This window comes from Embleya sp. AB8 (genome assembly GCF_049739465.1).
Lineage (GTDB): Bacteria > Actinomycetota > Actinomycetes > Streptomycetales > Streptomycetaceae > Embleya.
In genome coordinates this window covers 529,341-553,928 of record NZ_JBMHHY010000001.1, presented here as the reverse complement: position 1 = coordinate 553,928, position 24,588 = coordinate 529,341, and the positions used below count along the sequence as shown (strand labels likewise).

26 protein-coding genes and 1 pseudogene are annotated in these 24,588 nt (G+C 69.8%); 13 read left to right on the top strand and 14 right to left on the bottom strand.

All coding sequences use genetic code 11. The features are described from left to right. Window position 1 precedes the first annotated feature (1 nt). Genes ABIA38_RS02375 through ABIA38_RS02360 form a run of 4 tightly spaced genes read right to left on the bottom strand, consistent with a single transcriptional unit; the run spans window position 2 to window position 3,806 of the window. Window positions 2–319, bottom strand: a complete 318-nt coding sequence (locus ABIA38_RS02375; RefSeq protein WP_424636650.1) for a non-heme iron oxygenase ferredoxin subunit — start codon at window positions 317–319, stop codon at window positions 2–4. After that, a complete protein-coding gene (sufD, locus tag ABIA38_RS02370; RefSeq protein WP_424636649.1) occupies window positions 316–1,548 on the bottom strand; it encodes a Fe-S cluster assembly protein SufD in 1,233 nt (410 codons plus the stop codon). Before sufD ends, ABIA38_RS02375 begins: the two co-directional genes overlap by 4 nt. A 3-nt stretch (window positions 1,549–1,551) precedes the next feature. Beyond that, complete coding sequence (sufB, locus tag ABIA38_RS02365; RefSeq protein WP_424636648.1) at window positions 1,552–2,964, bottom strand: Fe-S cluster assembly protein SufB; 1,413 nt, start codon at window positions 2,962–2,964, stop codon at window positions 1,552–1,554. Beyond that, on the bottom strand, window positions 2,961–3,806 hold the full coding sequence (locus ABIA38_RS02360; RefSeq protein ID WP_424636647.1) for a helix-turn-helix transcriptional regulator: 846 nt from the start codon (window positions 3,804–3,806) through the stop codon (window positions 2,961–2,963). Before ABIA38_RS02360 ends, sufB begins: the two co-directional genes overlap by 4 nt. Window positions 3,807–3,999: 193 nt before the next feature. On the opposite strand from ABIA38_RS02360, the gene ABIA38_RS02355 reads away from it, so the two are divergent. The 3 genes from ABIA38_RS02355 to ABIA38_RS02345 all read left to right on the top strand — a co-directional run bounded on the left by ABIA38_RS02355 (window position 4,000) and on the right by ABIA38_RS02345 (window position 6,789). Further along, entirely contained in the window at window positions 4,000–4,929 is a 930-nt protein-coding gene (locus ABIA38_RS02355; RefSeq protein ID WP_424636646.1) for an ABC transporter ATP-binding protein, read from the top strand. A gap of 86 nt (window positions 4,930–5,015) precedes the next feature. Beyond that, the gene (locus tag ABIA38_RS02350; RefSeq protein WP_424636765.1) at window positions 5,016–5,732 is read left to right on the top strand and encodes an ABC transporter permease; all 717 of its coding nucleotides are present in this window, start codon (window positions 5,016–5,018) and stop codon (window positions 5,730–5,732) included. Window positions 5,733–5,838: 106 nt separating this feature from the next. Then, window positions 5,839–6,789: a COX15/CtaA family protein gene (locus ABIA38_RS02345; RefSeq protein WP_424636645.1), complete on the top strand. Its 951-nt coding sequence runs from the start codon at window positions 5,839–5,841 to the stop codon at window positions 6,787–6,789. Window positions 6,790–6,805: 16 nt separating this feature from the next. On the opposite strand, the gene egtD is transcribed toward ABIA38_RS02345, so the two are convergent. From egtD to egtA, 4 genes and pseudogenes are all read right to left on the bottom strand, one after another. Beyond that, window positions 6,806–7,828: an L-histidine N(alpha)-methyltransferase gene (egtD, locus tag ABIA38_RS02340; protein ID WP_424636764.1), complete on the bottom strand. Its 1,023-nt coding sequence runs from the start codon at window positions 7,826–7,828 to the stop codon at window positions 6,806–6,808. A gap of 150 nt (window positions 7,829–7,978) precedes the next feature. After that, window positions 7,979–8,671: pseudogene (gene egtC, locus ABIA38_RS02335) on the bottom strand (ergothioneine biosynthesis protein EgtC); the annotation flags it as partial. After that, complete coding sequence (gene egtB / locus ABIA38_RS02330; RefSeq protein WP_424636763.1) at window positions 8,671–10,068, bottom strand: ergothioneine biosynthesis protein EgtB; 1,398 nt, start codon at window positions 10,066–10,068, stop codon at window positions 8,671–8,673. The gene egtB and the pseudogene egtC, both read right to left, overlap by 1 nt. Before the next feature lie 59 nt (window positions 10,069–10,127). Continuing rightward, on the bottom strand, window positions 10,128–11,378 hold the full coding sequence (gene egtA, locus ABIA38_RS02325; protein ID WP_424636644.1) for an ergothioneine biosynthesis glutamate--cysteine ligase EgtA: 1,251 nt from the start codon (window positions 11,376–11,378) through the stop codon (window positions 10,128–10,130). Window positions 11,379–12,166: 788 nt separating this feature from the next. Between egtA and ABIA38_RS02320 the strand changes: the two genes are divergently transcribed. Continuing rightward, window positions 12,167–12,523, top strand: a complete 357-nt coding sequence (locus ABIA38_RS02320) for a hypothetical protein (protein ID WP_424636643.1) — start codon at window positions 12,167–12,169, stop codon at window positions 12,521–12,523. Window positions 12,524–12,685: 162 nt separating this feature from the next. Here the strand turns inward: ABIA38_RS02320 and ABIA38_RS02315 are convergent, their stop codons facing one another. Next, window positions 12,686–13,000, bottom strand: coding sequence for an ArsR/SmtB family transcription factor (locus tag ABIA38_RS02315; RefSeq protein WP_424636642.1), 315 nt, complete (start codon window positions 12,998–13,000; stop codon window positions 12,686–12,688). A gap of 150 nt (window positions 13,001–13,150) precedes the next feature. On the opposite strand from ABIA38_RS02315, the gene ABIA38_RS02310 reads away from it, so the two are divergent. Further along, window positions 13,151–14,083 (top strand): alpha/beta fold hydrolase, encoded by a 933-nt coding sequence (locus tag ABIA38_RS02310; protein WP_424636641.1) that lies wholly within the window; start codon window positions 13,151–13,153, stop codon window positions 14,081–14,083. Window positions 14,084–14,108: 25 nt separating this feature from the next. Further along, window positions 14,109–14,690 (top strand): hypothetical protein, encoded by a 582-nt coding sequence (locus ABIA38_RS02305; protein WP_424636640.1) that lies wholly within the window; start codon window positions 14,109–14,111, stop codon window positions 14,688–14,690. 14 nt (window positions 14,691–14,704) lie between these two features. Here the strand turns inward: ABIA38_RS02305 and ABIA38_RS02300 are convergent, their stop codons facing one another. Then, window positions 14,705–15,796: a methyltransferase domain-containing protein gene (locus ABIA38_RS02300; RefSeq protein ID WP_424636762.1), complete on the bottom strand. Its 1,092-nt coding sequence runs from the start codon at window positions 15,794–15,796 to the stop codon at window positions 14,705–14,707. Window positions 15,797–16,723: 927 nt separating this feature from the next. Here ABIA38_RS02300 and ABIA38_RS02295 point away from each other — a divergent pair. From ABIA38_RS02295 to ABIA38_RS02265, 7 genes are all read left to right on the top strand, one after another. After that, window positions 16,724–17,572 (top strand): helix-turn-helix domain-containing protein, encoded by an 849-nt coding sequence (locus ABIA38_RS02295; protein WP_424636761.1) that lies wholly within the window; start codon window positions 16,724–16,726, stop codon window positions 17,570–17,572. Next, the gene (locus tag ABIA38_RS02290) at window positions 17,551–17,748 is read left to right on the top strand and encodes a DUF397 domain-containing protein (protein WP_424636639.1); all 198 of its coding nucleotides are present in this window, start codon (window positions 17,551–17,553) and stop codon (window positions 17,746–17,748) included. The genes ABIA38_RS02295 and ABIA38_RS02290 overlap by 22 nt, the downstream gene beginning before the upstream one ends. Beyond that, window positions 17,712–17,990, top strand: coding sequence for a DUF397 domain-containing protein (locus ABIA38_RS02285; RefSeq protein ID WP_424636638.1), 279 nt, complete (start codon window positions 17,712–17,714; stop codon window positions 17,988–17,990). The genes ABIA38_RS02290 and ABIA38_RS02285 overlap by 37 nt, the downstream gene beginning before the upstream one ends. Beyond that, window positions 17,974–18,171 carry a DUF397 domain-containing protein gene (locus ABIA38_RS02280; protein WP_424636637.1) on the top strand — a complete coding sequence of 66 codons (198 nt, stop codon included), beginning with the start codon at window positions 17,974–17,976 and terminating at the stop codon, window positions 18,169–18,171. The genes ABIA38_RS02285 and ABIA38_RS02280 overlap by 17 nt, the downstream gene beginning before the upstream one ends. A gap of 27 nt (window positions 18,172–18,198) precedes the next feature. After that, complete coding sequence (locus ABIA38_RS02275) at window positions 18,199–18,396, top strand: DUF397 domain-containing protein (RefSeq protein WP_424636636.1); 198 nt, start codon at window positions 18,199–18,201, stop codon at window positions 18,394–18,396. A 157-nt stretch (window positions 18,397–18,553) separates the two neighbouring features. Next, window positions 18,554–18,928: a type II toxin-antitoxin system RelE/ParE family toxin gene (locus tag ABIA38_RS02270; RefSeq protein WP_424636635.1), complete on the top strand. Its 375-nt coding sequence runs from the start codon at window positions 18,554–18,556 to the stop codon at window positions 18,926–18,928. Next, window positions 18,925–19,293, top strand: coding sequence for a helix-turn-helix domain-containing protein (locus ABIA38_RS02265; RefSeq protein WP_424636634.1), 369 nt, complete (start codon window positions 18,925–18,927; stop codon window positions 19,291–19,293). The genes ABIA38_RS02270 and ABIA38_RS02265 overlap by 4 nt, the downstream gene beginning before the upstream one ends. A 101-nt stretch (window positions 19,294–19,394) precedes the next feature. On the opposite strand, the gene pgl is transcribed toward ABIA38_RS02265, so the two are convergent. Genes pgl through ABIA38_RS02245 form a run of 4 tightly spaced genes read right to left on the bottom strand, consistent with a single transcriptional unit; the run spans window position 19,395 to window position 24,533 of the window. Next, entirely contained in the window at window positions 19,395–20,153 is a 759-nt protein-coding gene (gene pgl / locus ABIA38_RS02260; protein WP_424636633.1) for a 6-phosphogluconolactonase, read from the bottom strand. After that, a complete protein-coding gene (opcA, locus tag ABIA38_RS02255) occupies window positions 20,150–21,301 on the bottom strand; it encodes a glucose-6-phosphate dehydrogenase assembly protein OpcA (protein WP_424636632.1) in 1,152 nt (383 codons plus the stop codon). The genes pgl and opcA overlap by 4 nt, the downstream gene beginning before the upstream one ends. Further along, window positions 21,298–22,854, bottom strand: a complete 1,557-nt coding sequence (zwf, locus tag ABIA38_RS02250) for a glucose-6-phosphate dehydrogenase (protein WP_424636631.1) — start codon at window positions 22,852–22,854, stop codon at window positions 21,298–21,300. Before zwf ends, opcA begins: the two co-directional genes overlap by 4 nt. Beyond that, window positions 22,851–24,533 carry a glucose-6-phosphate isomerase gene (locus ABIA38_RS02245; RefSeq protein WP_424636630.1) on the bottom strand — a complete coding sequence of 561 codons (1,683 nt, stop codon included), beginning with the start codon at window positions 24,531–24,533 and terminating at the stop codon, window positions 22,851–22,853. The genes zwf and ABIA38_RS02245 overlap by 4 nt, the downstream gene beginning before the upstream one ends. Window positions 24,534–24,588 lie beyond the last annotated feature (55 nt).

Here is a 24,588-nt window from a genome sequence, read left to right as displayed (position 1 = left end):
CTCAGGACTCCTGGTTCACTTCGACGAAGACGGCGCCGCCGTCGATCTTCACGGGGTATACGGGGACCGGCAGGTTGGCCGGGGGGCCCGAGGGGCGGCCGGTACGCAGATCGAAGCGCGAACCGTGCAGCCAGCACTCGATCGCGCAGTCGTCGACCTCGCCCTCGGAGAGCGAGACGTTGGCGTGCGAGCACACGTCGTTGATCGCGTATACGTCGCCCTCGGTACGCACGAGGGTCACCGGCACGTCGTCGAGCACCACGCGCAGCGGGATGTCCTCGCGCAGGTCGCTCTCCGCACAGGCCTTGAGGTAGCTCATCGGGCGCCGCCTTCGAGGCGGGCCTCGATCTGCGTCATCAGGCGTTCCTGCAGCTCGGCGATGCCGACCCGGGCGATCACCTCGGCGAAGAAGCCGCGCACCACCAGGCGGCGGGCCTCGTCGGCGGGGATGCCGCGGGACTGGAGGTAGAAGAGCTGCTCGTCGTCGAAGCGCCCGGTGGCACTGGCGTGCCCGGCGCCGGCGATCTCGCCGGTCTCGATCTCCAGGTTGGGCACCGAGTCGGCGCGCGCGCCGTCGGTGAGCACCAGGTTGCGGTTGAGCTCGTAGGTGTCGGTGCCCTCGGCGGCGGCCCGGATGAGCACGTCGCCGATCCACACGGTGTGCGCGTCCGCGCCCTGCAGCGCGCCCTTGTAGGTGACCAGGCTGCGGCACTGCGGCACGTCGTGGTCGATGAACAGCCGGTGTTCGAGGTGCTGGCCGGCGTCGGCGAAGTAGACGCCGTAGAGCTCGGCGTCACCGCCCGGGGCGTCGTAGACCACGCGCGGGAACAACCGGACCAGGTCGCCGCCCAGGGTGACGACCACGGAGGTGAAGGACGCGTCCCGGCCCACCCGGGCCAGGTGTCCGCCCACGTGCACCGAGTCGGCGTCCCAGTCCTGGATCGAGACGACCTTGAGCTTCGCGCCGTCGCCGACGATGAACTCGACGTTTTGCGCATAGACGGCCGAGCCGCTGTGGTCGAGCACGACGGTCGCCTCGGCGAACCGCTCGACCTCGATCGCGATGTGCCCGAACGCGGTGCCACCGGCGCCGCGCAGGTCGATCACGACCGGTTCGGCGAGCTGGGTGTCCTTGCCGACCACGACGAGCGTGGCCTTCTCGAACGAGCTGTACGCCTGGGCCGCGACCCGGTCGACGGGCGCGCCGGCCCGGCCGATCCGCGCGTCGGTACGGTCCACCGTCTCGACGGTGACGCCCTCGGGCGCGGTCACCGAGACGGTGACCTCGCCGCGGTCGCCGCTCGCGGCGGTGCCGTCGTGCAGGCCGCGAAGGCGGGCCAGCGGGGTGAACCGCCAGTCCTCCTCGCGACCGGTGGGCACCGCGAAGTCGGCCACGTCGTAGGACGCGGCCGCGACCTGACGGGCGTCCGCGGGCTGGGCGACCGAGCGGCCGGTGCCGGGGCCGGCGAGCACGTTCTCGGCCCCGGCCTCGCGCACGGCGATCGATCCGGCGGTGGTGCTACCGGGAGTGTTGGTGTTCGCAGCCATGGACTAGCCCACAGCCCCTTCCATCTGAAGCTCGATCAGGCGGTTCAATTCGAGGGCGTATTCCATGGGGAGTTCGCGCGCGATGGGCTCGACGAACCCGCGCACGATCATCGCCATGGCCTCGTCCTCGGTCAGGCCACGACTCATGAGGTAGAACAGCTGGTCGGCGGAGATCTTCGAGACGGTCGCCTCGTGCCCCATCGACACGTCGTCCTCGCGGACGTCGACATACGGGTAGGTGTCCGAGCGGCTGATCGTGTCCACGAGCAGCGCGTCGCACTTGACCGACGAGGTCGAGCCGTGCGCGCCCTCCTCGATCTGCACCAGACCGCGGTAGGAGGTGCGGCCACCGCCGCGCGCCACCGACTTGGACACGATGTTGGACGACGTGTTCGGGGCGCAGTGCACCATCTTCGAACCGGCGTCCTGGTGCTGGCCCTCGCCCGCGAAGGCGATCGACAACGTCTCGCCCTTGGCGTGCTCGCCGAGCAGCCACACGGCCGGGTACTTCATGGTGACCTTGGAACCGATGTTGCCGTCGATCCACTCCATCGTGGCGCCCTCGTGGGCCACCGCGCGCTTGGTCACCAGGTTGTAGACGTTGTTCGACCAGTTCTGGATGGTCGTGTAACGCACCCGGGCGTTCTTCTTGACGATGATCTCGACCACGGCCGAGTGCAGCGAGTCCGACTTGTAGATCGGCGCCGTGCAGCCCTCGACGTAGTGCACGTGGGAGCCCTCGTCGGCGATGATCAGCGTGCGCTCGAACTGGCCCATGTTTTCCGTGTTGATCCGGAAGTAGGCCTGGAGCGGGATCTCCACGTGCACGCCCGGCGGGACGTAGATGAACGAACCGCCCGACCACACCGCGGTGTTCAGCGCGGAGAACTTGTTGTCGCCGGTCGGGATGACCGAGCCGAAGTATTCCTTGAACAGCTCCGGGTGCTCACGCAGGCCGGTGTCGGTGTCCAGGAAGATGACGCCCTGCTCCTCCAGGTCCTCGCGGATCTGGTGGTAGACGACCTCGGACTCGTACTGCGCGGCGACGCCGGCGACCAGGCGCTGCTTCTCCGCCTCCGGGATGCCGAGCCGGTCGTAGGTGTTCTTGATGTCCTCGGGCAGGTCCTCCCACGAGGCGGCCTGCTTCTCGGTCGAGCGCACGAAGTACTTGATGTTGTCGAAGTCGATCCCGGAGAGGTCGGAGCCCCACGTCGGCATCGGCTTCTTCGAGAAGAGCCGAAGGCCCTTCATGCGCTGCTTCAACATCCACTCGGGCTCGGACTTCTTCGCCGAGATGTCCGCGACGACCTCTTCGGAGATGCCCCGGCGCGCGGAGGCGCCGGCGGTGTCCGAGTCGGCCCAGCCGTACTCGTAGGTGCCCAGGCCCTCGAGCTCGGGGCGAGCGTCGGTGGTCATGAAGTAGTCCTCCCGGAAGCCGGGGTGGCGTCGGTCGATTCCCGCGAACGGGAAGGGCCCCGGCGCGGCGGATTCATATCGGTGTTCTGCGGCCCGGGCGAACCGGTCCTGCGGCCGGTCGTCGAACCGGCCGATTCAGCCTGTACAGCAGGAACGTGCGTGGTGCAGACGCCGTCGCCGTGGGCGATGGTCGCCAGCCGTTGCACGTGCGTACCGAGAAGGCGCGCGAACACCTCGGCCTCGGCCTCGCAGAGCTGTGGAAACCGCTCGGCGACGTGTGCCACCGGACAGTGGTGCTGGCAGAGCTGCTCTCCGCCGGGTGCGGGCCGCGCACTCGCGGCATACCCGTCGGCGGACAGCGCCTCGGCCAGCGCTCGGGCCCGCTCCCCGGGGGGCGCGGACTCGACCGAGGGACGATACCTCTCCTCGCGGGCGGCAAGCCGCTCGCGGGCGAATTTCGCCACCGCCTCGGTGCCGAGCTGCTCGGCCACGAAGCGCAACGCCTCGGCCGCCAGCTCGTCGTATTCCTGATGGAAGCCGGAGCGGCCGACGTCGGTCAGCGCGAACACCTTGGCCGGGCGACCCCGACCTCGGCGCCCGTAGACGCGCTGCTCGGTGGCCTCGACGACACCCTCGGCGACCAGTGCGTCCAGGTGGCGACGCACCCCCGCCGGGGTCAGCTCCAGGCGCTCGGCCAGGTCCGCCGCGGTGGACGGGCCGTGGTCGACAATGGAGCGGGTGACCCGGTGCCGGGTGCCCTCGTGACCGTCGTGCTCGGGCGTGCCGACACCCGCGACGGTCGCCCGCCTCGGTGCCTCTTCGCTCGTCCGGCTGTATTCCACAACACCATTGTTGCGTTAATCGGCCCCCAGGCCAAACGGCATCCACGTGGAGTCCATCACTTAGGTGTACCTAACATCACACTTTCGTGAGCAAGCCCGGTCGACCCGCGCCGATGCCTGACGCTCCATCAGATCCATCGATCTCGACGACCCCGACACGAGGGGTGCCCGGAGCTTTCTAGACTGACTCGTCATGGACTCCTCGCCGCCGGCAGTCGCGCTCACCGGCCTGGTCAAGCGCTACGGCGACAAGACCGCCGTGGACGCACTCACCCTCACCGTCGACCGCGGCACGGTGACCGCCGTACTCGGCCCCAACGGCGCGGGCAAGACCAGCACGATCGAGATCTGCGAGGGCTACCGGCGCGCCGACGCGGGCGAGGCACGCGTGCTCGGCCTGGACCCGGTCCGCGACGCGGCGGCGCTGCGCCCGCGGATCGGGGTGATGTTGCAGTCGGGCGGCGTGTACTCGGGCGCCCGCGCCGAGGAGATGTTGCGCCACGTCGCCAAGCTGCACGCGGACCCCCTGGACGTATCGATGCTGATCGACCGGCTCGGCCTGGGCTCGTGCGGCCGGACCACCTACCGCCGCCTGTCCGGCGGCCAACAGCAGCGCCTGGCCCTCGCGCTGGCCGTGGTCGGCCGGCCCGAACTGGTCTTCCTGGACGAGCCCACCGCCGGCCTCGACCCGCACGCCCGGCATGCGACCTGGGACCTGGTCCGCGAGCTGCGCGCCGACGGGGTGACCGTGGTACTCACCACACACCTGATGGACGAGGCGGAGAAGCTCGCCGACGAGGTGGCCATCGTGGACCGGGGCCGGGTGATCGCGTCCGGCTCGCCGGAGGCGCTGTGCCACGACGGCGCGGAGAACTCGCTGCGCTTCGCCGGACCGGCGGGCCTGGACCTGGGCTCGCTGCTGAACGCCCTGCCCGAAGGTGCCAAGGCGTTCGAGGTATCCCGCGGCGCGTACCGGATCGAGGGCGACATCGACCCCCAACTGCTGGCCACGGTCACCTCGTGGTGCGCGCAGCACGGGGTGATGCCGGAGCGGCTGACCGTGGAACGGCGCAGCCTGGAGGACGTGTTCATGGAGCTGACCGGACGGGAGCTACGCAGTTGAGCACGCTGGCGAACGAGCAACCGCGGGGGAACGAGCAGCCGCGGGGTACGTTCACGCCCGCGCCCGGGGCGGCGCCGCTGCCTCGGATGATCGCGGCGCAGACCGCCCTGGAAACCCGGATGTTGCTGCGCAACGGCGAGCAGTTGCTGCTGACGGTGATCATCCCGACGCTGCTTCTGGTGGTGTTCAGCTCGGCGGACATCGTGGACACCGGCGGCGGCAAGCGGGTGGACTTCCTGGCGCCGGGGCTGCTGGCCCTCGCGGTGTTGTCCACGGCGTTCACCGGGCAGGCGATCGCGACCGGGTTCGAACGCCGCTACGGCGTACTCAAACTGCTCGGCTCGACGCCGCTGCCCCGGTGGGGGCTGATGGTGGCCAAGACGGCGTGTGTGCTCGTGGTCGAGATCATGCAGGTGGCGCTGCTCGCGGTGATCGCGTTGTCCCTCGGTTGGTCGCCGCACGGGAACCCCGTGTGGGTGATCCTGCTCCTGGTGCTCGGCACGGCCGCGTTCTCCGGGCTCGGCCTGCTGATGGCCGGCACGCTGCGCGCCGAGGCCACGCTGGCGGGCGCGAACCTGGTGTTCGTCCTGCTGCTGCTCGGCGGCGGGGTGATCGTGCCGCTGGACAAGTTCCCCTCCGGGGTCGAGCACGCCCTGGCGCTGCTGCCGATCTCGGCGCTGTCCGACGGGCTGCGCGACGTGCTCCGGGGCGGATCGGGGCTGCCGCTCGGCGACTTGGCGATTCTGGCGGTCTGGGCGGTTTTGGGTCTGGGCGCGGCGGCGCGCTTCTTCCGCTGGGAGTGACGCCCGGGGTGACGGCCGGGGTGACGCCCGGAGTGACGGCCGGGGTGACGCGGGGTCAGCGACCCTGGTGCGCTTGTGAATTCATTCACGACGTACGATGTCGCGCATGAGCTTGCCGGCCTTCCTCCCGTCCGCCCGCCGTGTGTTCCTGATGAACCTGGTGGCGCAGATCGGCATCGTCGTCACGGGCGGTCTCGTCCGACTCACCGACTCGGGCCTGGGTTGCGACACCTGGCCCAGGTGCGACAGCAACACCAGCGACTGGACACCGCATCAGGCGGTCAGCCACCACGCCTACATCGAGTTCGGCAACCGGATGTTGACCTACGTGGTCGGCGCGATCGCGGTGGCCTGCGTGCTCGTCGCGTACCGCATGCTCCCGCGCCGCAAGGACATCACCACGCTGGCCTGGATCCAGATCGGCACGGTGGCCGGCCAGGCGCTCCTGGGCGGCATCACCGTACTGACCGACCTGCACCCGATGGCGGTGGCCAGCCACCTGCTGCTTTCCATGCTGCTGATCGGCTCGGCGGTGGCGCTGTACGAACGCTCCGGCGAGGGCGACGCGCCGGCCCGGCTCCTGGTCCGCCCGGAGATCCGCTGGTTCGGCTACGCCACCGTGGCCGTCGCCGGCGCGCTGATCGCGGCCGGCACCGTGGTCACCGGGTCGGGGCCGCACGCGGGCGACCTCAAGGCCAAGCGCTTCGACGTCAACATCGACCAGATGGCCTGGCTGCACGCCGACCTGGCCTTCCTGCTCCTCGGCGCGGCCGTCGCACTGGCCCTGGCGCTGCGCGTCACCGACGCCCCTCTGGTCGCCCAGCATCGGGTCTGGTGGTTGCTCGGCGTACTGATCCCGCAGGGTCTGATCGGCTACATCCAATACTTCAACGGCCTCCCCGAGTGGATGGTCCTCACCCACATGTGCGGCGCCGCCCTCACCGTGGTCACCGCCACCCGGGTGTTGTTCGCCCTGCGCGTGCGCGAGGACCAGGCGCAGGAGGTCGCCACCGAGGCGCGGCTCGAGACCCGCGAACCGGTGGCGACCAGCTACTGAGCGCCGCCCCGCCGGGTCAGCGGCTCGGCACCGCCAGGAGCAGCGCGAAGCGATTCTGCGGGTCGGTCCACCAGGTACGCACCGTGAAGCCCGCGGCGGCCAGTTCGGCGACCAGGGACTCGCGGCGGAACTTGGTGGAGATCTCGGTCCGCAGGAGTTCCCCCTCGGTGAAGTCGACGGAGAGGTCCAGGGTCGGGATCTTGACCGTCTGATCGACGCGCGAGCGCAGATGCATCTCGATACGTTCGGCCTCGGCGTTCCACAGCGCGACGTGGTCGTAGGCGTCGGGGTCGAAGTCGGCGTCGAGCTCGCGGTTGAGCACGTACAGCACGTTCTTGTTGAAGGCGGCGGTGATGCCTTGGCTGTCGTCATACGCCGCGACCAGCACATCCGGGTCCTTGACCAGGTCGACGCCGAGCAACAGGGTGTCGTCGGCGCTCAACGCGCGGCGCAGAATGCCGTAGAAGTCGGCGCGCTGAGCCGGGTCGAGATTGCCGAGGGTGCTGCCCAGGAAGCCGAGCGTACGCGGACCCGGCTCGTCGGCCAGGGCCAGATCGTGTTCGAAGTCGGTGACGGTGGCCGCGACCCGCAGACCCGGATAGTCGCGACACAGCGCCTCGCCGGCCTGGATCAGCGCCGAGTCGCTGACGTCCAGCGGCACATAACGCTCCAACGTGCCGGCGGCGGTGAGCGCGTCCAGGAGCAGCCGGGTCTTCCGCGACGAGCCCGAGCCCAGTTCGATCAGCGAGTGGGCCCGGGTGGCGGCGGCGATCTCGGGGGCACGCCGGGTGAGGATCTCCTGTTCGGCGCGGGTCGGGTAGTACTCGGGCAGCCGGGTGATCTGCTCGAACAACTCGCTCCCGCGCGCGTCGTAGAACCACTTGGGCGGGAGCGATTTGGTCGGTGCGGTCAGTCCGGCGAGTACGTCGGCACGCAGCGTGGTGTCGAAGTAGTCGGCCGGCAGGCGGTGTTCGAGGGTGAAGCGGCCGTTCGCGCTGCCGTTGTTCGTGCTGCCGTTGTTCGAAACGTGGCTGTTCATGGTGCGCCGTTCCTGTGGGGCGGATGACGGACGTGCGACGGACGGACGTGCGGCCGACGGACGTTCGGCAGCCGTGCGTACGGGACGGATCGCGGCGATTCGCACGCCGTCGCGGGTGGCGATCAGGAGGGAGTGGTCGGGTACTTCCCGCCACTCGCCCCAGGTGTCCGCCGTGTTCTCGTCGGGCTCGGAGGCGACCAGGACCCGCCCGGGAGCCGTGCGATACCAGAGGGTGTCGCCGTATCGGGTGGCGAAGATCGTGCGGCCGTCGGTGAGCAGCAGGTTCAGCCGGGCGGTCGGGCGCACCTCGGCGATCCGGCGGACCAGGGCGACCAGCGCGCCGCCGACCGGTTCCCGCTGCCGGATGCGGCGGGCGAGCAGGGCCCACAGCAGCGCCGAGTCGCAGCGCGCCTCCAGGTCGAGCAGGTCGGCGAGGTCGAGGGCGGGCCCGATCGGCAGCCTGGTCCAGTCCGGGATCGCGCCGTTGTGGCTGAACAGCCAGGCACCGTCGCAAAACGGCGCGGCGGCGGCCTCGTCCTGGCTGGTGCCCGCGGTGGCACTGCGGACGGCGGCCAGGAACGCGCCGCCGCGGATGGTCCGGGCCAGGTCGGGCAGGTTGGGATCGGCCCAGATCGGCACGGCGCGGCGATAGCGGGCGGGTTCGCCGGCTGCCTCCGCGTCCTCGCCGGGCGGATACCAGCCGAAGCCGAAGCCGTCCGCGTTGACCGTCCCGTGCCGTTGCCGGCGCGGCGCCCAGGATTGTTCGTACAGGCCGTGCGGCGGCCCGACCAGTACCTCGGCGAGCGTGATCTCCGGCCCCAGGTAGGCCAGGTGACGGCACATCAGCCCACCTCCCCGGGCGCCGCGTCCCGAGCGGTGCGGAACCCGGCGAAGATCTGCCGGCGGATCGGCAGGTCCCAGTTGCGGAACGTGCCGCGCGCGACCACCTCGTCCACGCCGAACGCACCGCCGCGCAGCACCTTGTACTCGGGGCCGAAGAACACCTCGGAGTACTCCCGGTAGGGAAACGCGGCGAATCCCGGATAGGGCGTGAAGTCGGACGCGGTCCATTCCCAGACGTCGCCGAGCAGTTGCCGCGCCCCACACGGTGCGGCACCCGCCGGATAGGCGCCGGCCGGCGCCGGACGCAGATGCCGTTGACCCAGGTTGGCGTGCTCGGGGGTGGCGTCGGCATCGCCCCACGGGTGGCGCCGGGAGCGGCCCTCGGTCGGGTCGTGCCGGGCCGCCTTCTCCCACTCGGCCTCGGTCGGCAGCCGGCGGCCGGCCCAGCGGGCGTAGGCGTCGGCCTCGTACCAGCACACATGCAGGACCGGCTCGTCGAGCGGCACCGGCTCGATGCGCCCGAACCGCCGGCGCAGCCACGTGTCACCATCGCGCCGCCAGAACAGCGGCGCGGTCAACTCGGCCTGTTGCCGGTGCCGCCAACCCTCCGGCGTCCACCAGCGTTCGTCGGCGTATCCCCCGTCCGCGACGAAGTCCAGATAGGCCGCGTTGGTCACCGGCACGGTGTCCAGCCAGAACGCCGACACGTCCACGACGTGCGCGGGTCGTTCGTTGTCCAGGGCCCACGGGTCGGTACTGGTGCCCATCTCGAACGGCCCGCCGGGGACCGGGACTTCGCGCGGCAGCTGGGCCGCGTCCGGGCCGGCGGCGGGTGGCGCGGGGGCGTCCAGGACGGCTGGCCCGGCGCGCAGTTGGTGGGTGGCCAGCATGGTCTCGTCGTGCTGCTGCTCGTGCTGGGCGAGCATCCCGAACACAAAGCCTCCGGCCAGGAGCGGATCACCGTCCGCCCCGAAATCGGCCGACGCCAACACGTCCAGGGTCTGCTTGCGGACATCGCCGACATACTCCCGGGCCGCGTCGGGCCCGAGCAGCGGCAGTGCGGGGCGGTCCGCGCGCGGGTGCCGGAAGGCGTCGTACAGCGGATCCAGCTCCGGCCGCAGCGCGGGTCGGCCGCCGGCCCGGCGGACCAGCCACAACTCTTCCTGATTGCCGATGTGCGCCAGGTCCCAGACCAGCGGCGACATCAACGGGGAGTGCTGGGCCGTCAGTTCGTCGTCACCCAGACAGCCCGTGAGGGCGAGCGTGCGTCGCCGGGCGCGGGCAAGCGCGGCAGCGGCTATCTCGCGGAGATCCACCGGGGGCGGGGTCGGAGTCACCCGGTCCGGCCTCGACGGTTGCGATGGTTTGGGCGACTTCGGCGACTTCGGCGACTTCATCGTCTTCATCGTCTTCATCGACTTCGGCGACTTCGGCGACTTCGGCGACTTCGGCGACTTCATCGACAGCTCCTTTCCAACAGGTCGTCGGCGGGACATCGGCCCCGTTCGGCGTAGCGGCGGGTGAAGTTGGCCACCGCCGCGCGCAGCGGTCCGGGGGCGTCGCGGTCCGCCAGGGCCTGCTCGGTGGCCCCGAAGCAGGCGCGAACGGCCTTGCCGAGCACCGGATCGGCGGGCCCGAGCCGCGCGGCCCGGGTCCATATCGCGTCGGCCGGCACGGTGGCACCGGCCGCGCACAGCGGCTCGGTGGCCACCCACGCGGCCTCGGCCGCGACCGGGTCGTCCAGGAGGGTGGCGGCCAGCGTGGCGGGGACGATCCAGTCGCCGCCGCGCTGCGCGTCGATCATCCGCAGTTCCAACCAGCCGCGCGGGCGGACCGGCGGGAAGAGCGTGGTCAGGTGGTAGTCGAGGTCCTCCAGGGTGGGTGGCCGCACTCCGGGCGCGCCGCGCAACCAGGACCGGAAGGTCAGCCCCTCGGGGGCGTTCCAACCGTCCGCCGTCGCACCGCGCAGGCACAACAACGGAGCGTCCAACGCGTAGCACGCCCACGCGGCGCGCGGATCGCCGTCCGAGCCGGGCAGCGAGTCCGGCGGTCGGGTCCGGCCGGGGTCCATTCGGGCCCAGACCAGTTGCCGGGTCGACCGCCAGCCGGTCGGTTTGCCCTGCCACAGCGGCGAGTTGGCAAACGCGGCGACCAGGACGGGGCCGAGCCGGTGGGCCAGCTCCCAGCGCGAGCGATAGCCCTGCGGGCCACTGCCCTCGTCGCCCGCGTCCAGGTTGACCTGCACAGACGCGGTGCCGCGCATCATCATCCGGCCCCACGAGCCGGCCCGGTCGAAGTATGCCTCCATGGCCCGGTAGCGGGGATGGTCCACGATCCGTGGCGGGTTCTGATACGGCTCGAGGCCGTGGCCGGCGAGAACGAGTCCACTCGCGGCCAGCGCCTGCTCCAGGGCGACCATGTCGGCCCGGAGGTCCTCGGCGCATCCGGCGAGCGTGTCGGCGGGCGGCGAACTCAACTCGACCTGCCCACCCGGCTCGCGGGTCAACCTGCTGCCGAACGGCAGCCCCTTCGCCTCCAACGGGGCAAGGGCCTCGTCCAGCCGCTCCGGCGCCACCACCCGGCGGGCGTCGGCGCCGTCGTGCACGATCCATTCCAGCTCGATCCCCACTCGTGCAGGCGGCCCGGTCTTGAAGCACACCCCATGCACATGGGCTTGAGCGTCGTCCTCCTTCAGAGCGGTAGCCATTCGCCCTTCACTCCTTCGGTCCATCGCGCGGTCCCGGAGCGGGCCCACTCGTGGCCCCCATCCTGCCCCCGCACCCCACGTTCCCGCTCTGCTGTACCCGTCGAACCGAACCGGAACACCCGCATCCCCCTGAACCCCCAGCCACACCAAAGTGACCCTCACACGAGACCACCCGGTTGCCACCACCCCGGTTCTCGGCAGCAGGGAGACCGAGCGGAGGCTCGCCCGCCGCCGCAGCGCGAATTCGCCGACGGTCGATCCAGCCGAAAGATTAAAGAACGAGCCAAGGCCGCCTTCCGATGACCTAAAAAATATTCACCTCTCCCAAAGTGATCATCAGGTGGCCTGACACGCTGCCCGCAGAGCGCTTCCATTCTTGAGGGGGACGACATGGAAATTGATATCGATACGGGCGAAGTGCGGACGAGTGCCACCCGCGTGGCTGCGACTGCCGGCGCCACGGTCGCCGACCTGCGCACGTCCTTGGCATCGAGTGACGCCGTCGCGGGCAACCACGTCGGCTGGTCCTCCGCCGCCGCCTTACGCCGCTGCGCGACGGCTAACGGGTAACACACGTCATGCGGCGATGGTCACGGCCGTGACATCAGGGTCAACCAACACTCGCACTCGTACCAGAATGTGAGCCTGGATCAGCGGGTTCATTCGGCAGAAAAGCACGAGGGCGAGCAAAAAATCCGGATCGTCCGACCCCAGCCGAATTGGTACTGATGAACTCCCGGTCCCTGCCGGTCGATGCGGCACGCCGATTGCCGACGCCATGGTTCGCGGTGTCCGTCCTGATTCCCGTACTCACGGTCGCGGGGGTGTTCGGTGCCTGGGCCGTCGGATGGATCGCGAATGATCGGACCGAACGCGAGCGGCGGGCGTGTGGGTGGTTGCCGATGCCTTGGACGCAACATGCCGCCGCGTGGGGCGGGGTCACCCTGGGCATAGCGGCCGTGTTCATGTCTGTCGTGGCCGCCCGCCGGGTCCGTGCTCGCTGCGGGTTCACGCTCGTTCAGGTGCCGGTCGGCGTGGTCGCGGTCGTGGGCGCATGGCTGAATGTGGCGGCTGTTCCGTATGAGCTGGTCATGTTGTATGGGACGTATGTATCGAATGGCTCGGGCTTTCCGCATTGCATGTGATGAAGTGCCGCCGGCTGCTCAGCCGGGCGGCGGTCGGACAACATCGCCTCGGGTACCGACGGTTGGCCGACGAGACGATCGGCCGATCGGCCTCGACGAGGGCGAGCACGCGTCCCGGTGCTCCGGACGGTAGGCAATAATCACCGACTCCCGTCCGCGTCGCTACGCCCGCGATTCGGCCTCGCCGAGGACCAGGGCGAGCAGGCCGGGGAATCGGGCCTCCAGGTCGTCCCGACGCAGCGTGAGATAGAGCTTCCGGCCGGCCGGGCGCTGCCGGATCACGCCGCTCTCCCGCAGCGCGCGCCAGTGATGGGTCAGGCTCGATCGCGGCACCTCCGGCAGGATCGCGCCGCAGAACATCTCCTCCCCGGACGCCAACGCCCGCACGATCGCGAGCCGGAGCGGGTGACCGAGCGCGGCCAGCACGTCGACGAGCTCGATGCGATCGGTGTCGGGATGAAGAAGAACAACGGCCATGCGGCCATTGTACGAACTTCTCGTACGAATCGATCCGCCGGGGTTGACGGCGTCGATCCCCATGTACGAGAGTCTCGTACAGTCGATCGTACGAACATTTCGTATAGTCGAACAACCCGCCACCCCATGCAACTTGCGAGGAGAAGAGCCATGCCCACACCCAATCTCCCGCCCGACGACGAAGCCCTGGCCCGCTCCCTCGAAGGCGACTTCTCCAGTCGCCACGCGGACGTCAACGGCATCCGGCTGCACTACGTCGTCGGCGGCCCCGTCGACGGCCCGCCGCTGCTCCTGCTCGGCGGTTGGCCGCAGACGTGGTGGCAGTGGCACAAGGTGATGCCCGAACTGGCCCGCCGGCACCGGGTGATCGCGGTGGACCTACGCGGCATGGGCGGCTCGTCGAAGCCCGCCGACGGCTACGACAAGAAGACGATGGCGCGCGATGTGTACGAACTGGTCCGGCACCTGGACCTGGGACCGGTACACGTCGCCGGCCACGACATCGGCGCCATGGTCGCCTACGCCTTCGCCGCCAACCACCCCGAGGCCACCGGCCGCATCGCCATGCTCGACGTACCGCACCCCGACGACGGCTGGTCCGACATGCGCCTGCTGCCCCAGCCGGACCAACACGTCGACTCGGTCATCGAGGCCGGTGCGCGGTCGTACCTGTGGTGGTTCGCCTTCAACCAGGTACAGGGCCTCCCGGAGCAACTGCTCGCCGGCCGCACCCGGCTCCTGCTCGACTGGCTCTTCGACCGCCAGGCCGAGGACCCGACCACCATCGACGCCCGGGCGCGGGAGATATACACACACGCCTACTCCTCCGCCGACGCGATCCGCGCGGGCAACGCCTGGTACCGCGCCTTCAACCAGGACATCACCGACGCCCGAACCTACCCGAAGCTGGAAACCCCGCTCCTGGCCCTGGGTGGCGACAAGAGCAACTACGCCCACCTCCGCGACCTGATGCCCACCAAGGGCACCGATGTGCAGGTCGTCAACATCCCGTCCTGCGGCCACTACATCCCGGAGGAACAACCGGCCGCCGTCATCACCGAACTGACCAGGTTCCTAGCCTGACGGCCACCCATGCCAGTGTTCCCACATGACCAATGACCCCCCGAACGCCCCCGACCCCCACCAGGCATTCCTCACCGCCCTGTGGAGCCTGATCATCGACGAGGACGCCAAGACCGCCGGCGCCCCGTCCTGGATCGAATCCTGGCTGCGCGGCACGGAACCGGGCACCCCGCCCGAGGACCCTGCCGCAGCGGCCCTACACCGTGTCCTCTCCTCCGGCGTCGACCCGGACGACCTGACCGACGTAGTCCGCCGGATGCAACACGAACTCGCCTACAACATCTGCCAACTCCTGGACGACCCAGGGCTGTTGGACCTCGACCCGCCCACCGAATGGCACCTGGTCGCCAAGGAGACCAACACCCCCTTGGCCGGCCTCCACGCCTCCCTCGACGACTTCGACCCCACCGCCCGACACGGCGCCGCACGCCCCCGCCCCATCCCGGCAAACCTCCCGAGCCAACCGCCGTACGCCAAGCTCGCCGTAGCCCAAGCCCTGGCCGGCAACCGCATCCAGGCCATCACCACCTGGCGCCAGGCCACCGGAGCCCCCATCACGGAAGCAAAAGCAGCCCTCGACGCCCTCCTCGCCGAACCGGACGATTGACCTTCCGCCCACACCTACGTCGACGTCGACGTCCGCTGCACGACAACGCAACTCGGATCGTCCAGCCACACCCACTGCCCATCCGCACCCACGGAGATCCCAAAACGCGCCCGCTCCGGCGTACCGAGTTCATGCCACCGCAGAAAGGCCGCCTCCGCCTCGTCCCACAACGCCCGAGGCCCGAACTGCTTTACTCCATAGGTGTCTTCGCCCGGGACGTACCCCACCGAGGCCCATGACCTCCCATCGTCGGCAATCACCCACAGCGTGGCACCGCCGCTGCCGTCGTCCGCCTCCACCCAGCGATACCACGCGTCGGTGAGGTGGAGCCCGACGAAGAACGCCGGATCGTCCTGCACGACGTTCTGCGGCGGAACATCGGTCCGACGCCGGTCCCCGTGTGCCGCACGATGCTGCTCGCCGATCCGCCCGCTCCCCGCTCGACACGTTCGATCCCACATGAAGGCGGGGTCACCGGAGAACGAGCCCTGGGCCCGGCCCGATGCCACCACCAATGTGGCGAAGGAACCATTGAAGAAGCTGCTGCCCCACGGGGTCACGATCCGCCCATCGGGACATTGCGCCAGCCATGCTCGCGGAATTTCGCGCATGCTGAACGTGCAGATGATCCGCTGGTACGGCGCACCCGGCCGATATCCGTCCCGACCATCCCCAACCGTCGCGGTCGGGCAATACCCGGCCGCCGCAAGGTTGTTCACCGCCGTGGCCAGAAGCACCGAATCCAGTTCCACCGTGGTCACGTTGGCGTCGCCGAGCCGGTGCGACAGCCAGGCCGCGTGATACCCGGTGCCGGTGCCGAGTTCCAACACCCGATCCCCCGCGCGTACATCGAGCAGCCCGAGCATCGCAAGCATGATCGACGGCATCGAAGACGAGGACGTGGCAAGGCGAAAGGCACCATCCTCGACCGGCTTCCCATCATTGACCTGCGTCACGATGGGCACGTCGTCGTACACGAGTCGCCCACCGTCGGAATCAGCGCTACTCGGAATGAACAACCCTCGATCCACCGACGCAACGGCATCGCGCCATTCCGGCGACAAGACCCCCTTGGCATCCAGCATCTGGACGAGTCGCTCCTGCATACTCACGCGACCTCACTTCTTCGGGGGCTCAACAGCGTGACATTCCCCGGCGCGGCCGGACGATGCCAACGGGTCCGGGGTCAGGTCGGTGGCCGTGGCGTCGTAGAGGGTTCGGTCGCACCAGCGGCGGATGGTGAATACGAGGCCGGCTTCGGTGGTGCGGAGGCCGACGATCGGGCCGCTGTCTCGTCGGCCGGTTCGCGGACGGCACACTCGGTCGCCGGTGGTGAATGTGGGCATTACGACGGGCGCTTCGGCGCCACGGGCCGTTGTTCTGGGCGGTGTTCGTGCGGTTGGTCGGATGGGGGCGGGCGCCGGGGCGGTGAAGCGAACGGTGCCTTTGGTTGCCATGGGTACTTCTCGGGTTCCTTGTGATTGATGGAACAGCCTTGTGTGGCCCGCTTGCTGACGTGATGTCAGGTGAGCCGGGCAGCGCAGCGAGGATGGATGCCGGGTCGCCGACGACGGTGCGGCCCGGCATCCTCTTTCCCGCCGCGGCCGACACGGCGGAGGTCGGCCGCGGGGCGCTCCCCGCGTGGCCGGTCCGGTGGTGGGCTCACCGGAACGCGGGGAGGAGTTCTAGGAGTTGCCGCTTTTCAGCGGACACGCGAGCGGACAGGCGCACGGGGGATCGGGCTGCGGCCAGGCACGGGTGAAGCCCCGGTGCACCTGGGGCGCCTTGACCACGCGGACACCGTCGCGTCGATCCGGTAGACGGCGATGCTGATGTGGCTGCCCGGGGGAACGGGGGCCAGGTCGGGGCCGTGATCGGTGGTTCGGAGGTGCCAAAGAGGGTCGTACATGTCGACGCACTCCTCATCTTTCGTAATCGCTTCATCACGATCCGTGCACAATGATGCGCCGACATGGCTAGCTTGACGAGGGGGCGAATGTTGTCAATTGGGTAGCAACAGGAAGGTGGACCCGATGGTGTTTCGCGGCAGGCCGCTGGACCCGGGAGCCGGACCAAGGCACGCGTACGGAGCGGGGATTCGAGCGATGCGCGAAGGTGCCGGGATGTCACTCGCCGACTTGGGGGCAAAGGTCGGCTACGACCGCACGATGCTGTCCCGCTTCGAGACGGCGGAACGCCCGGTCCCGGAGGAGCTCGCTCCACTACTGGACGTGGTATTCGGCACGCATGGGCTCTTCGTAGCGCTGTACGAAACGATCCGCGACGATATTTTCCCCGACTGGGTACAGGAGTTCGTGAAGCGTGAAGCGCTTGCAGCTCGCATGCGGAAGTACAGCGCCTCCATGGTCCCGGGACTACTCCAGACGAGGGCCTACGCCCTCGCTGTGATTCGGGCGGGTCGTCCACGGGATACGACCGAAGAGATCGAGGCTGCCGTCGACGCACGGATGAATCGCCAGTCGTTGCTCGACAAGCAGGATCCACCACATCTGTGGGTGGTCTTGGACGAGGCGGTTCTGCGGCGGACCGTCGGGTCGCGCACCGTCATGAGTGAGCAACTGCAGCACCTACTGACCGTCACCGAGCGGCCCAATGTGGTGCTGGAAGTGCTGCCGTTCATCAGTGGTGCACACGCCTTCATCGGCGGGTCGTTGACCTTGCTGACCCAGCCGGACGGAGCACGTTGCGCATACATGGAGAGCAGCCATACCGGGCAATTATTCGAGGAGTCGAGCGTCGTCGATGCCTACGAGCTGTCATACGATCACCTGCGCACACACGCCCTTTCGCCTCGGGAATCGGCAGCGATGATCGAGGCGGCGATGAAGGAGAACCAGAAATGCGAACTGCCTCCGAGTTGACCGCCGCCCAGTGGCGCAAAAGCAGCTACAGCAACGGCCAGGGCGGCGACTGTGTCGAAATCGCCCCCGGCCTCGCAGTAGTTCCGGTACGTGATTCGAAGGACCCGGGCGTCGGCCACATCACCGTCGCCCCGGCTGCGTGGTCCGCCCTGACGACGGCGCTTCGGGCGGCCTGACCACCGGGCGGGCGAACCGTGGCCATGACGACCGCTGTTCACTGGCGCAAGAGCAGCTTCAGCAATGCCAAGGGGGCGCGTGCGTAGAAGTTGCGTCCGCTTTCCACGTTGTCCCAGTGCGAGATTCGAAAGACCCGAGCATCGGCCACCTCGCACTGGCCCCACAAGCGTGGGCTTCGCTGGTAGTGGCCATGCGCGGGCCTGACCGGGGAAGGAGCCTCAGGGGTGCGAACTGTCAATGAGACGAAGGCTGCCTCGTGGCGCATGAGCAGCTACAGCAACGGCCAAGGCGGCGCCTGCGTGGAGGTAGCCACCGGCTTCGCGGTCGTCCCCGTCCGCGACTCGAAGGTTCCGGAGGTCGGACACCTCGCGGTGGGCCCGCATGCGTGGGTTGCGCTGATCACAACGCTGCGTATCTCCTGATCTCGTCCTGTCGGGGAAGGATTCCCAATGCGAACTGCCCATAGAGCGAAGGCCGTTCGGTGGCGCAAGAGCAGCTACAGCAACGGCCAAGGCGGTAACTGTGTCCAGGAGGCCACGAGCTTCGCGGTTGTCCCGGTTCGCGACGCGAAGGAGCCAAACGTGGGTTGCATCGCCTTCGCGCCGGCTTCCTGGTCCGCCCTGATCGCCGCGCTGCGGACCCCCTGACGCGCGTCGGACCGACCTGGAAAATCGCCGGGGTAATCGCCGGCCTCGACGGTGGCCGAGTGTTGAGGGGCGTGGCGCCGGAGGCTGAGCCGACGCGCTCCTGCGGGCTGCCTGGGCCGCACCGCGGGGTCATATAAATTTCTGTATAGTCGTTCTCGTGAGCGGTCCCTGGCAGATCGAGATTGAGCCGGAAGTCCGGCAGTGGCCGGAACTCCTTTCGGACGCCCAGTACGACAAGGTTGAGCGAGCGGCCGACATGCTCGCCGCCCAGCCAACCACCCTGGGGGAGCCCTACTCTCGCCATCTGGGCGGCAAAGTACGCGAGCTGCGTTTCACGATAGATGGCAACGCGGTGCGCATCACGTACTGGCTGGGCCCCAACCGGCGCATCGTGCTGCTGACGGTGTTCCGTAAGACCAGACAGCACGAGGCGACCGAGGTCGAGCGTGCTCTCCAAATGCAGAAGGCGTGCGAGGCGGACCACAGTCCCGCGGAGCACAGCTACGACCGGATCAAGGAGGAGAGTCCGTGAATCACTCCCAATGGAAGACCCGGCGGACCAGGGAGTTCCTGGGAGAGTCGGTCGAGGAGTCCCCGGCCTACCAAGAAGCCGGGTATGCGTTCGCACTTGGCCAGGCCGTCTACGACCGCCGTAGCCAACTCGGGCTGTCCCAGACCGAGCTGGCGGAGCGCGCGGACATGACCCAACCGCAGATCTCCAACATCGAGGGCGGTGACTCCGTGCCCACGCTGGCGCTGCTCAGGCGTCTCGCCAAGGCTCTGGATGCGGCGCTGACCATCGACCTGGATGGCGATACCTCGGCTTTCGTTTTCACCGCACACGACGGCCCCGAGCCCGACGAAGCACGCGCCGGAGGACGCTCCGCAGTGGCTTGACCTGTGACCGTCGACGCACGCACGATCCGGTGCCGTCCGGATGCGGAGGGCGGGGCCGGAGCCGCTCGGCTCCGGCCCCGCCCTGTGCGTACAACCCGGTCCTACTGCTCCGGCAACTTCGCCGCCGCAGCCCTATCCACCAGCCACAACGTCGCCGCCGACCCATAGGCCCCCGCTGCCGGGGTCTTCGTCGCGTCCGAAGAAGCCCGTGCCGTCGCGACCGCCTCCGCTTTGTCCTCGCCCGCCGCCAGCAGCCACACCTCGTGCGCCGCCCGGATCGCCGGGAAGGTCAACGTGATCCGAGTCGGCGGTGGCTTCGGGGCCTCCCGTACCGCCACCACCGTGCGCACCGTCTCCTCCGTCGCCGCGAAGCCCGGGAAGAGCGAGGCCACATGCGTGTCGGGGCCCACTCCGAACATGGCCAACGTGAAGGCCGGTACCGACGCGCCCGCCGGAGCGGCGCCCGCCAGCTCCGCCGCATATCGCGCCGCCGCCGCCTCCACATCGTCCCCGTCCGGGCCGTCGCTGGCCGGCATCGCGTGGACCAGTTCCTCCCGGACCGGCACCGTGTCCAACAGTGCCTCGCGGGCCTGGGTTTCGTTCCGGTCCGGGTGGCCCGACGGCAGGAAGCGCTCGTCGCCCCACCAGATGTGCAGGCGGTCGAAGTCGATCGCGCCCAACGTCGGGGTGAGCGACAGCTCGTGCAGCAGCGCGTTGCCGTTGCGCCCGCCCGTGAGCACCAGGTGTGCCACGTCGAACTCGGCCTGGGCGTCGGCGACCCGCTGGATCAGCCCGGTCGCCGCCGCCTTGGCAAGGAGCGCGGTGTCCGCATGCACGCGCACCGGGCCGTGCGCCGTCACGCGTCGTCGCCCTTCTTCTTCCGAGGCGCCCGGGCCGGGCGCGGCGTCCCCGGCACCGCCTTCTTCGTCGCCACCCGCTTGGCCGACGCAGCCGCGCTCGACGTGCGCTTCAGCGGCGGAGCCGTACCGATCTCCTTGGTCGGCCGAGGTCGCGGCGCCTCGCCCTCCTCGGCCAGTTCCACGTCCAGCACCGGTGTCTGGGACACCGCCGGCTCGGTGAACGAGGCCGCCGACGGCACCCGCGCCGCCTCGAGCGCGGCCCGGGCCAGCGTCGCCGCGTACACGTCGTCCGGGTCCAACCGGCGCAGTTCCTCGGCGACCAGGTCGGATGCCTCGCGCCGCTTGAGCGCGACCACCCGGTCCGGCTGGCCGGGCGAGGACAACGACGCCATCATCCCGTCCGGACGGTCGATCACGATCTCGCCGTCCTTGGTCACCAACGTCACCGAGGTGATGCCGGGACCGCCGGTCTCCACCCGCTCCACGTCGACGTCGAGGCGGTCGGTGATCCACAACGCGAGCAGTTCCGCACTCGGGTTGCCCGCCTTCGCGCCGACCTTCGCACCCAGGATCCGGCTGTACTTCTGGTCCAGCGCGGCAGCGAGCAGGCTGCGCCACGGGGTGGTCCGGGTCCAGGCCAGGTCGGTGTCCCCCGGCGTGTAGGCGCTCGCCCGCAGCCGCAGTACATCCGCCCGGCGCGGCGGCGCGGCGGCGTCGGTGACCCGCCGGGTGGCCAGTGCGCCCAGCGGATCCTTGCTCGGCACCTCCGGCGCGCGCCCCGGCCACCACACCACGACCGGCGCGTCCGGCAGCAGCAGCGGCAACACCACCGACTCGGCGTGATCGGCCAACTCGCCGTGCAGGCGCAGCAGTACGGTCTCGCCCACGCCCGAGTCGCCGACCCGGACCTCGGCGTCCAGGCGCGGCGCGATCTCCTGCCCGGGGCGGCCGATCACCACCAGGATCCGCGACGGGTGCTCGCGGGCGGCCTCGCCCGCGGCCTTCATCGCGTCGTACTGGTTGGCCTCGTCGGTGACGATGACCAGGGTGAGCACCATGCCGAGGGTGGGGCTGCCCATTCCTCGGCGGGCCTCGACCAGCGCGGCATTGATCTTGCTCGACTTGGTGTCCGTCAGATCGATCATCATGGGCGGCGCCAGCTCCGTCCGTCACGTGCGAGCATCTCGTCGGCCGCGTCGGGACCCCAGGTCCCGGACACGTAGGGTTCGGGCTTGCCGTGCTGCGCCCAGTGCTCCTCGATCGGGTCGAGGATCTTCCAGGACAGCTCGACCTCCTCGTGCCGCGGGAACAGCGGCGCGTCGCCGAGCAGGACGTCGAGCAGGAGGCGCTCGTACGCCTCCGGGCTCGACTCGGTGAACGATTCGCCGTACGCGAAGTCCATGTTGACGTCGCGCACCTCCATCGCGGTGCCCGGCACCTTGGAACCGAATCGAACCGTCATGCCCTCGTCCGGCTGCACCCGGATGACCAGCGCGTTCTGCCCCAGCTCCTCGGTCGCGGTGGCGTCGAAGGGCAGGTGCGGGGCGCGTTGGAAGACGACGGCGATCTCGGTGACCCGGCGGCCGAGCCGCTTGCCCGCCCGCAGGTAGAACGGCACGCCCGCCCAGCGGCGGTTGGCGATCTCCAGCTTGATCGCGGCGTAGGTATCGGTGCGCGAGTCCGGCGGGATGCCGTCCTCTTCGAGGTAGCCCTTGGCCAGCTCGCCGCCCTGCCAGCCGCGGGTGTACTGGGCCCGGACCGTGCCGCGCGAGAGGTCGTCGGGCAACTTGACCGAGCTGAGCACCTTGAGCTTCTCGGCGACCAGGGAGTCCGCGTCGAAGGAGACCGGCTCCTCCATCGCGGTCAGCGCGAGCAGTTGCAGCAGGTGGTTCTGGATCACGTCGCGCGCGGCGCCGATGCCGTCGTAGTAGCCGGCCCGGCCGCCGATGCCGATGTCCTCGGCCATGGTGATCTGTACGTGGTCCACGTAGGACCGGTTCCACAGCGGCTCGAACATGGTGTTGGCGAAGCGCAACGCCATGATGTTCTGGACGGTTTCCTTGCCCAGGTAGTGGTCGATCCGGAAGACCGCCTCGGGCGGGAAGACCTCGTCGACGACCTTGTTCAGCTCGCGGGCGCTCTTGAGGTCGTGCCCGAACGGCTTCTCGATCACCACGCGGCGCCACGAGTCGGCCTTCGGATCGGCCAGTCCGTGCTCCTTGAGCTGGCGGACCACCTCGGGGAAGGCCTTCGGCGGTACCGACAGGTAGAACGCGTGATTGCCCTGGGTGCCCTGCTGCTCGTCCAGTTCGTCGATCGTCTGGCGCAGCTGGTCGAACGCCTTGCCGTCGTCGAACTCGCCCTGGACGAACCGGAATCCCTCGGACAGCTGCTGCCAGACCTCCTCCCGGAAGGGGGTCCGGGCGTGTTCCTTGACCGCCTCGTAGACCACCTGGGCGAAGTCCTGGTTCTCCCAGTCGCGGCGGGCGAAGCCGGTGAGCGCGAAACCCGGCGGCAGCAGGCCGCGGTTGGCCAGGTCGTAGATGGCCGGCATCAGCTTCTTGCGGGACAGGTCGCCGGTGACGCCGAAGATGACCAGGCCCGACGGGCCCGCGATGCGCGGGAGTCGGCGGTCTTGCGGGTCGCGCAGCGGGTTCTCCGGCCACACGGCCGGCTTGGACTTGGTGGCCTTGGGGCTCATCGAGCCGCTCCGTCCACGAGGGCGCGGGCCGCGTCGAGCAGTTGCCCGAGGCCGGCCGCGCGGTCGGTCAGGTGCAGGCGCAGGACCGGGCGCTCGCGCGAGGTGATCGCGCCGAGGTCGCCGAGGGCCTGGGCCAGTTGCAGGCGGCCGAAGCTGTACGGCTTGGCGGGCACCTCCAGGTCCTCGGCATTGGCGCCGGTGATCTGCAGGAAGACGCCGACCGCCGGGCCGCCCTTGTGGAACTGGCCGGTGGAGTGCAGGAAACGCGGCGCCCAGCCGAAGGTGACCTGCTCCCCGTCCAGTGCCTCGGCGAGCAGCGGGCGCAACTTCGGCGCGTCGGTGTCGCCGAGTCGGTCCAGGTAGGCCATCACCGCGAGGTAGCCGCAGTCCGGCACCGCGTCGACCAACACGCGCAGCGCACCGGCCAGGTCGCTCGCGCCGCCGAGCAGCGCGGCATCGCCGTGCACCTCGACCGCGCCGTCGACGAAGGCGGGCGTGCCCACCGGGAGCGGGCCGTCGTCGCCCGCGCGGGTCAGCAGCGCGCCGGTGTTGTCCTTGGACTCCTGCACGTTGGGCTGGTCGAACGGGTCGATCCCGATGACCCGCCCGGCCACCGCGGTGGCGTATTCCCACAGCAACAACTGCGCGCCCAGCGGCCCGGAGACCCGCAGGTCGACGTCGGGGTGGTCGAGCGCCTCGGCGCCGATCACGGTACGTACGGCGTCCGCGCCCACCGGCTGGGCGAAACCGGGGGCGGTCACCCCCTCGACCACGACCGGCAGGATGCCCCGGCCCTGCTTGCCGGTGGATTCGGCGATCAACTGCTCGGCCCAGTCGCCGAAGCCGACGATGTTGCCGGCATCGGCCAACACCAGCTTGTCCCGGCCGTGGTTGGCCGCGGCGCCGAGCACCGCGCCGAGCAGCAGACCCGGGTTGTCCCGGTCGCCGGCCAGGGTCGGGGCGAGTGTGGCGGCGTCGTCGAGGAGTTGCTCGACGTCCACGCCCGCGAGCGCGCTGGGCACCAGGCCGAACGCGGTCAGCGCGGAGTAGCGCCCGCCCACGTTGGGGTCGGCGAGCACGATCGTGTAGCCGGCGTTGCGCGCGGTGTTCTCCAGCGGCGAGCCCGGGTCGGTGACGACCACGATCCGGCCGGCCAGCTGGTCGTTGGTCAACCCCTCGTCCAGGAAGGCCTGTTCGAAGGCGCGGCGGTGGCTGTCGGTCTCCACCGTGCCGCCGCTCTTGCTGGAGACGACCACGACGGTGCGCTCCAGGTCCGCGCCGAGCGCGCGGCGGACCTGGGCGGGGTCGGTGGTGTCCAGGACGGTGAGCTGCGTGCCGTAGGTGGCGGTGATCACCTCGGGGGCGAGCGAGGAGCCGCCCATACCGGCCAGGACCACGTGGTCCAGGCCCTCGGCGGCGAGTCGTTCGCGCAGTTCGGCGAGCTGGGGCAGCAGCGCGCGCGAGGACGCGGGCAGGTCCACCCAACCCAGGCGGATCGCGGCCAGCGACTCGGCCTCCGGACCCCACAGGGTGGCGTCGGAGGCGACCAGGCGCGCGGGCACCTTGTCCACGACGCAGGCGGTGATGACTTCGGCGACTGCGGCAGCGTGGATCAGGTCACCGGAAACGGTGACGTCCACGCCGCCGGCGGTCACGCGTTCGTCGTTTGCGTGTACCACGGGCGGTCAGCCCTCCTATGAATGGGGTGGGAGTGTGCTGAAATCATGCCCTGAT

What these genes read in the sequence shown, in the direction of transcription:
- ABIA38_RS02375 (WP_424636650.1), bottom strand. Translation starts at nt 319, where the DNA reads ATGAGCTACCTCAAGGCCTGTGCGGAGAGCGACCTGCGCGAGGACATC.
- sufD (WP_424636649.1), bottom strand. Translation starts at nt 1,548, where the DNA reads ATGGCTGCGAACACCAACACTCCCGGTAGCACCACCGCCGGATCGATC.
- sufB (WP_424636648.1), bottom strand. Translation starts at nt 2,964, where the DNA reads ATGACCACCGACGCTCGCCCCGAGCTCGAGGGCCTGGGCACCTACGAG.
- ABIA38_RS02355 (WP_424636646.1), top strand. Translation starts at nt 4,000, where the DNA reads ATGGACTCCTCGCCGCCGGCAGTCGCGCTCACCGGCCTGGTCAAGCGC.
- ABIA38_RS02350 (WP_424636765.1), top strand. Translation starts at nt 5,016, where the DNA reads ATGATCGCGGCGCAGACCGCCCTGGAAACCCGGATGTTGCTGCGCAAC.
- ABIA38_RS02345 (WP_424636645.1), top strand. Translation starts at nt 5,839, where the DNA reads ATGAGCTTGCCGGCCTTCCTCCCGTCCGCCCGCCGTGTGTTCCTGATG.
- egtD (WP_424636764.1), bottom strand. Translation starts at nt 7,828, where the DNA reads ATGAACAGCCACGTTTCGAACAACGGCAGCACGAACAACGGCAGCGCG.
- egtB (WP_424636763.1), bottom strand. Translation starts at nt 10,068, where the DNA reads ATGAAGTCGCCGAAGTCGCCGAAGTCGCCCAAACCATCGCAACCGTCG.
- egtA (WP_424636644.1), bottom strand. Translation starts at nt 11,378, where the DNA reads ATGGCTACCGCTCTGAAGGAGGACGACGCTCAAGCCCATGTGCATGGG.
- ABIA38_RS02315 (WP_424636642.1), bottom strand. Translation starts at nt 13,000, where the DNA reads ATGGCCGTTGTTCTTCTTCATCCCGACACCGATCGCATCGAGCTCGTC.
- ABIA38_RS02310 (WP_424636641.1), top strand. Translation starts at nt 13,151, where the DNA reads ATGCCCACACCCAATCTCCCGCCCGACGACGAAGCCCTGGCCCGCTCC.
- ABIA38_RS02305 (WP_424636640.1), top strand. Translation starts at nt 14,109, where the DNA reads ATGACCAATGACCCCCCGAACGCCCCCGACCCCCACCAGGCATTCCTC.
- ABIA38_RS02300 (WP_424636762.1), bottom strand. Translation starts at nt 15,796, where the DNA reads ATGCAGGAGCGACTCGTCCAGATGCTGGATGCCAAGGGGGTCTTGTCG.
- ABIA38_RS02295 (WP_424636761.1), top strand. Translation starts at nt 16,724, where the DNA reads ATGGTGTTTCGCGGCAGGCCGCTGGACCCGGGAGCCGGACCAAGGCAC.
- ABIA38_RS02290 (WP_424636639.1), top strand. Translation starts at nt 17,551, where the DNA reads ATGCGAACTGCCTCCGAGTTGACCGCCGCCCAGTGGCGCAAAAGCAGC.
- ABIA38_RS02275 (WP_424636636.1), top strand. Translation starts at nt 18,199, where the DNA reads ATGCGAACTGCCCATAGAGCGAAGGCCGTTCGGTGGCGCAAGAGCAGC.
- opcA (WP_424636632.1), bottom strand. Translation starts at nt 21,301, where the DNA reads ATGATGATCGATCTGACGGACACCAAGTCGAGCAAGATCAATGCCGCG.
- zwf (WP_424636631.1), bottom strand. Translation starts at nt 22,854, where the DNA reads ATGAGCCCCAAGGCCACCAAGTCCAAGCCGGCCGTGTGGCCGGAGAAC.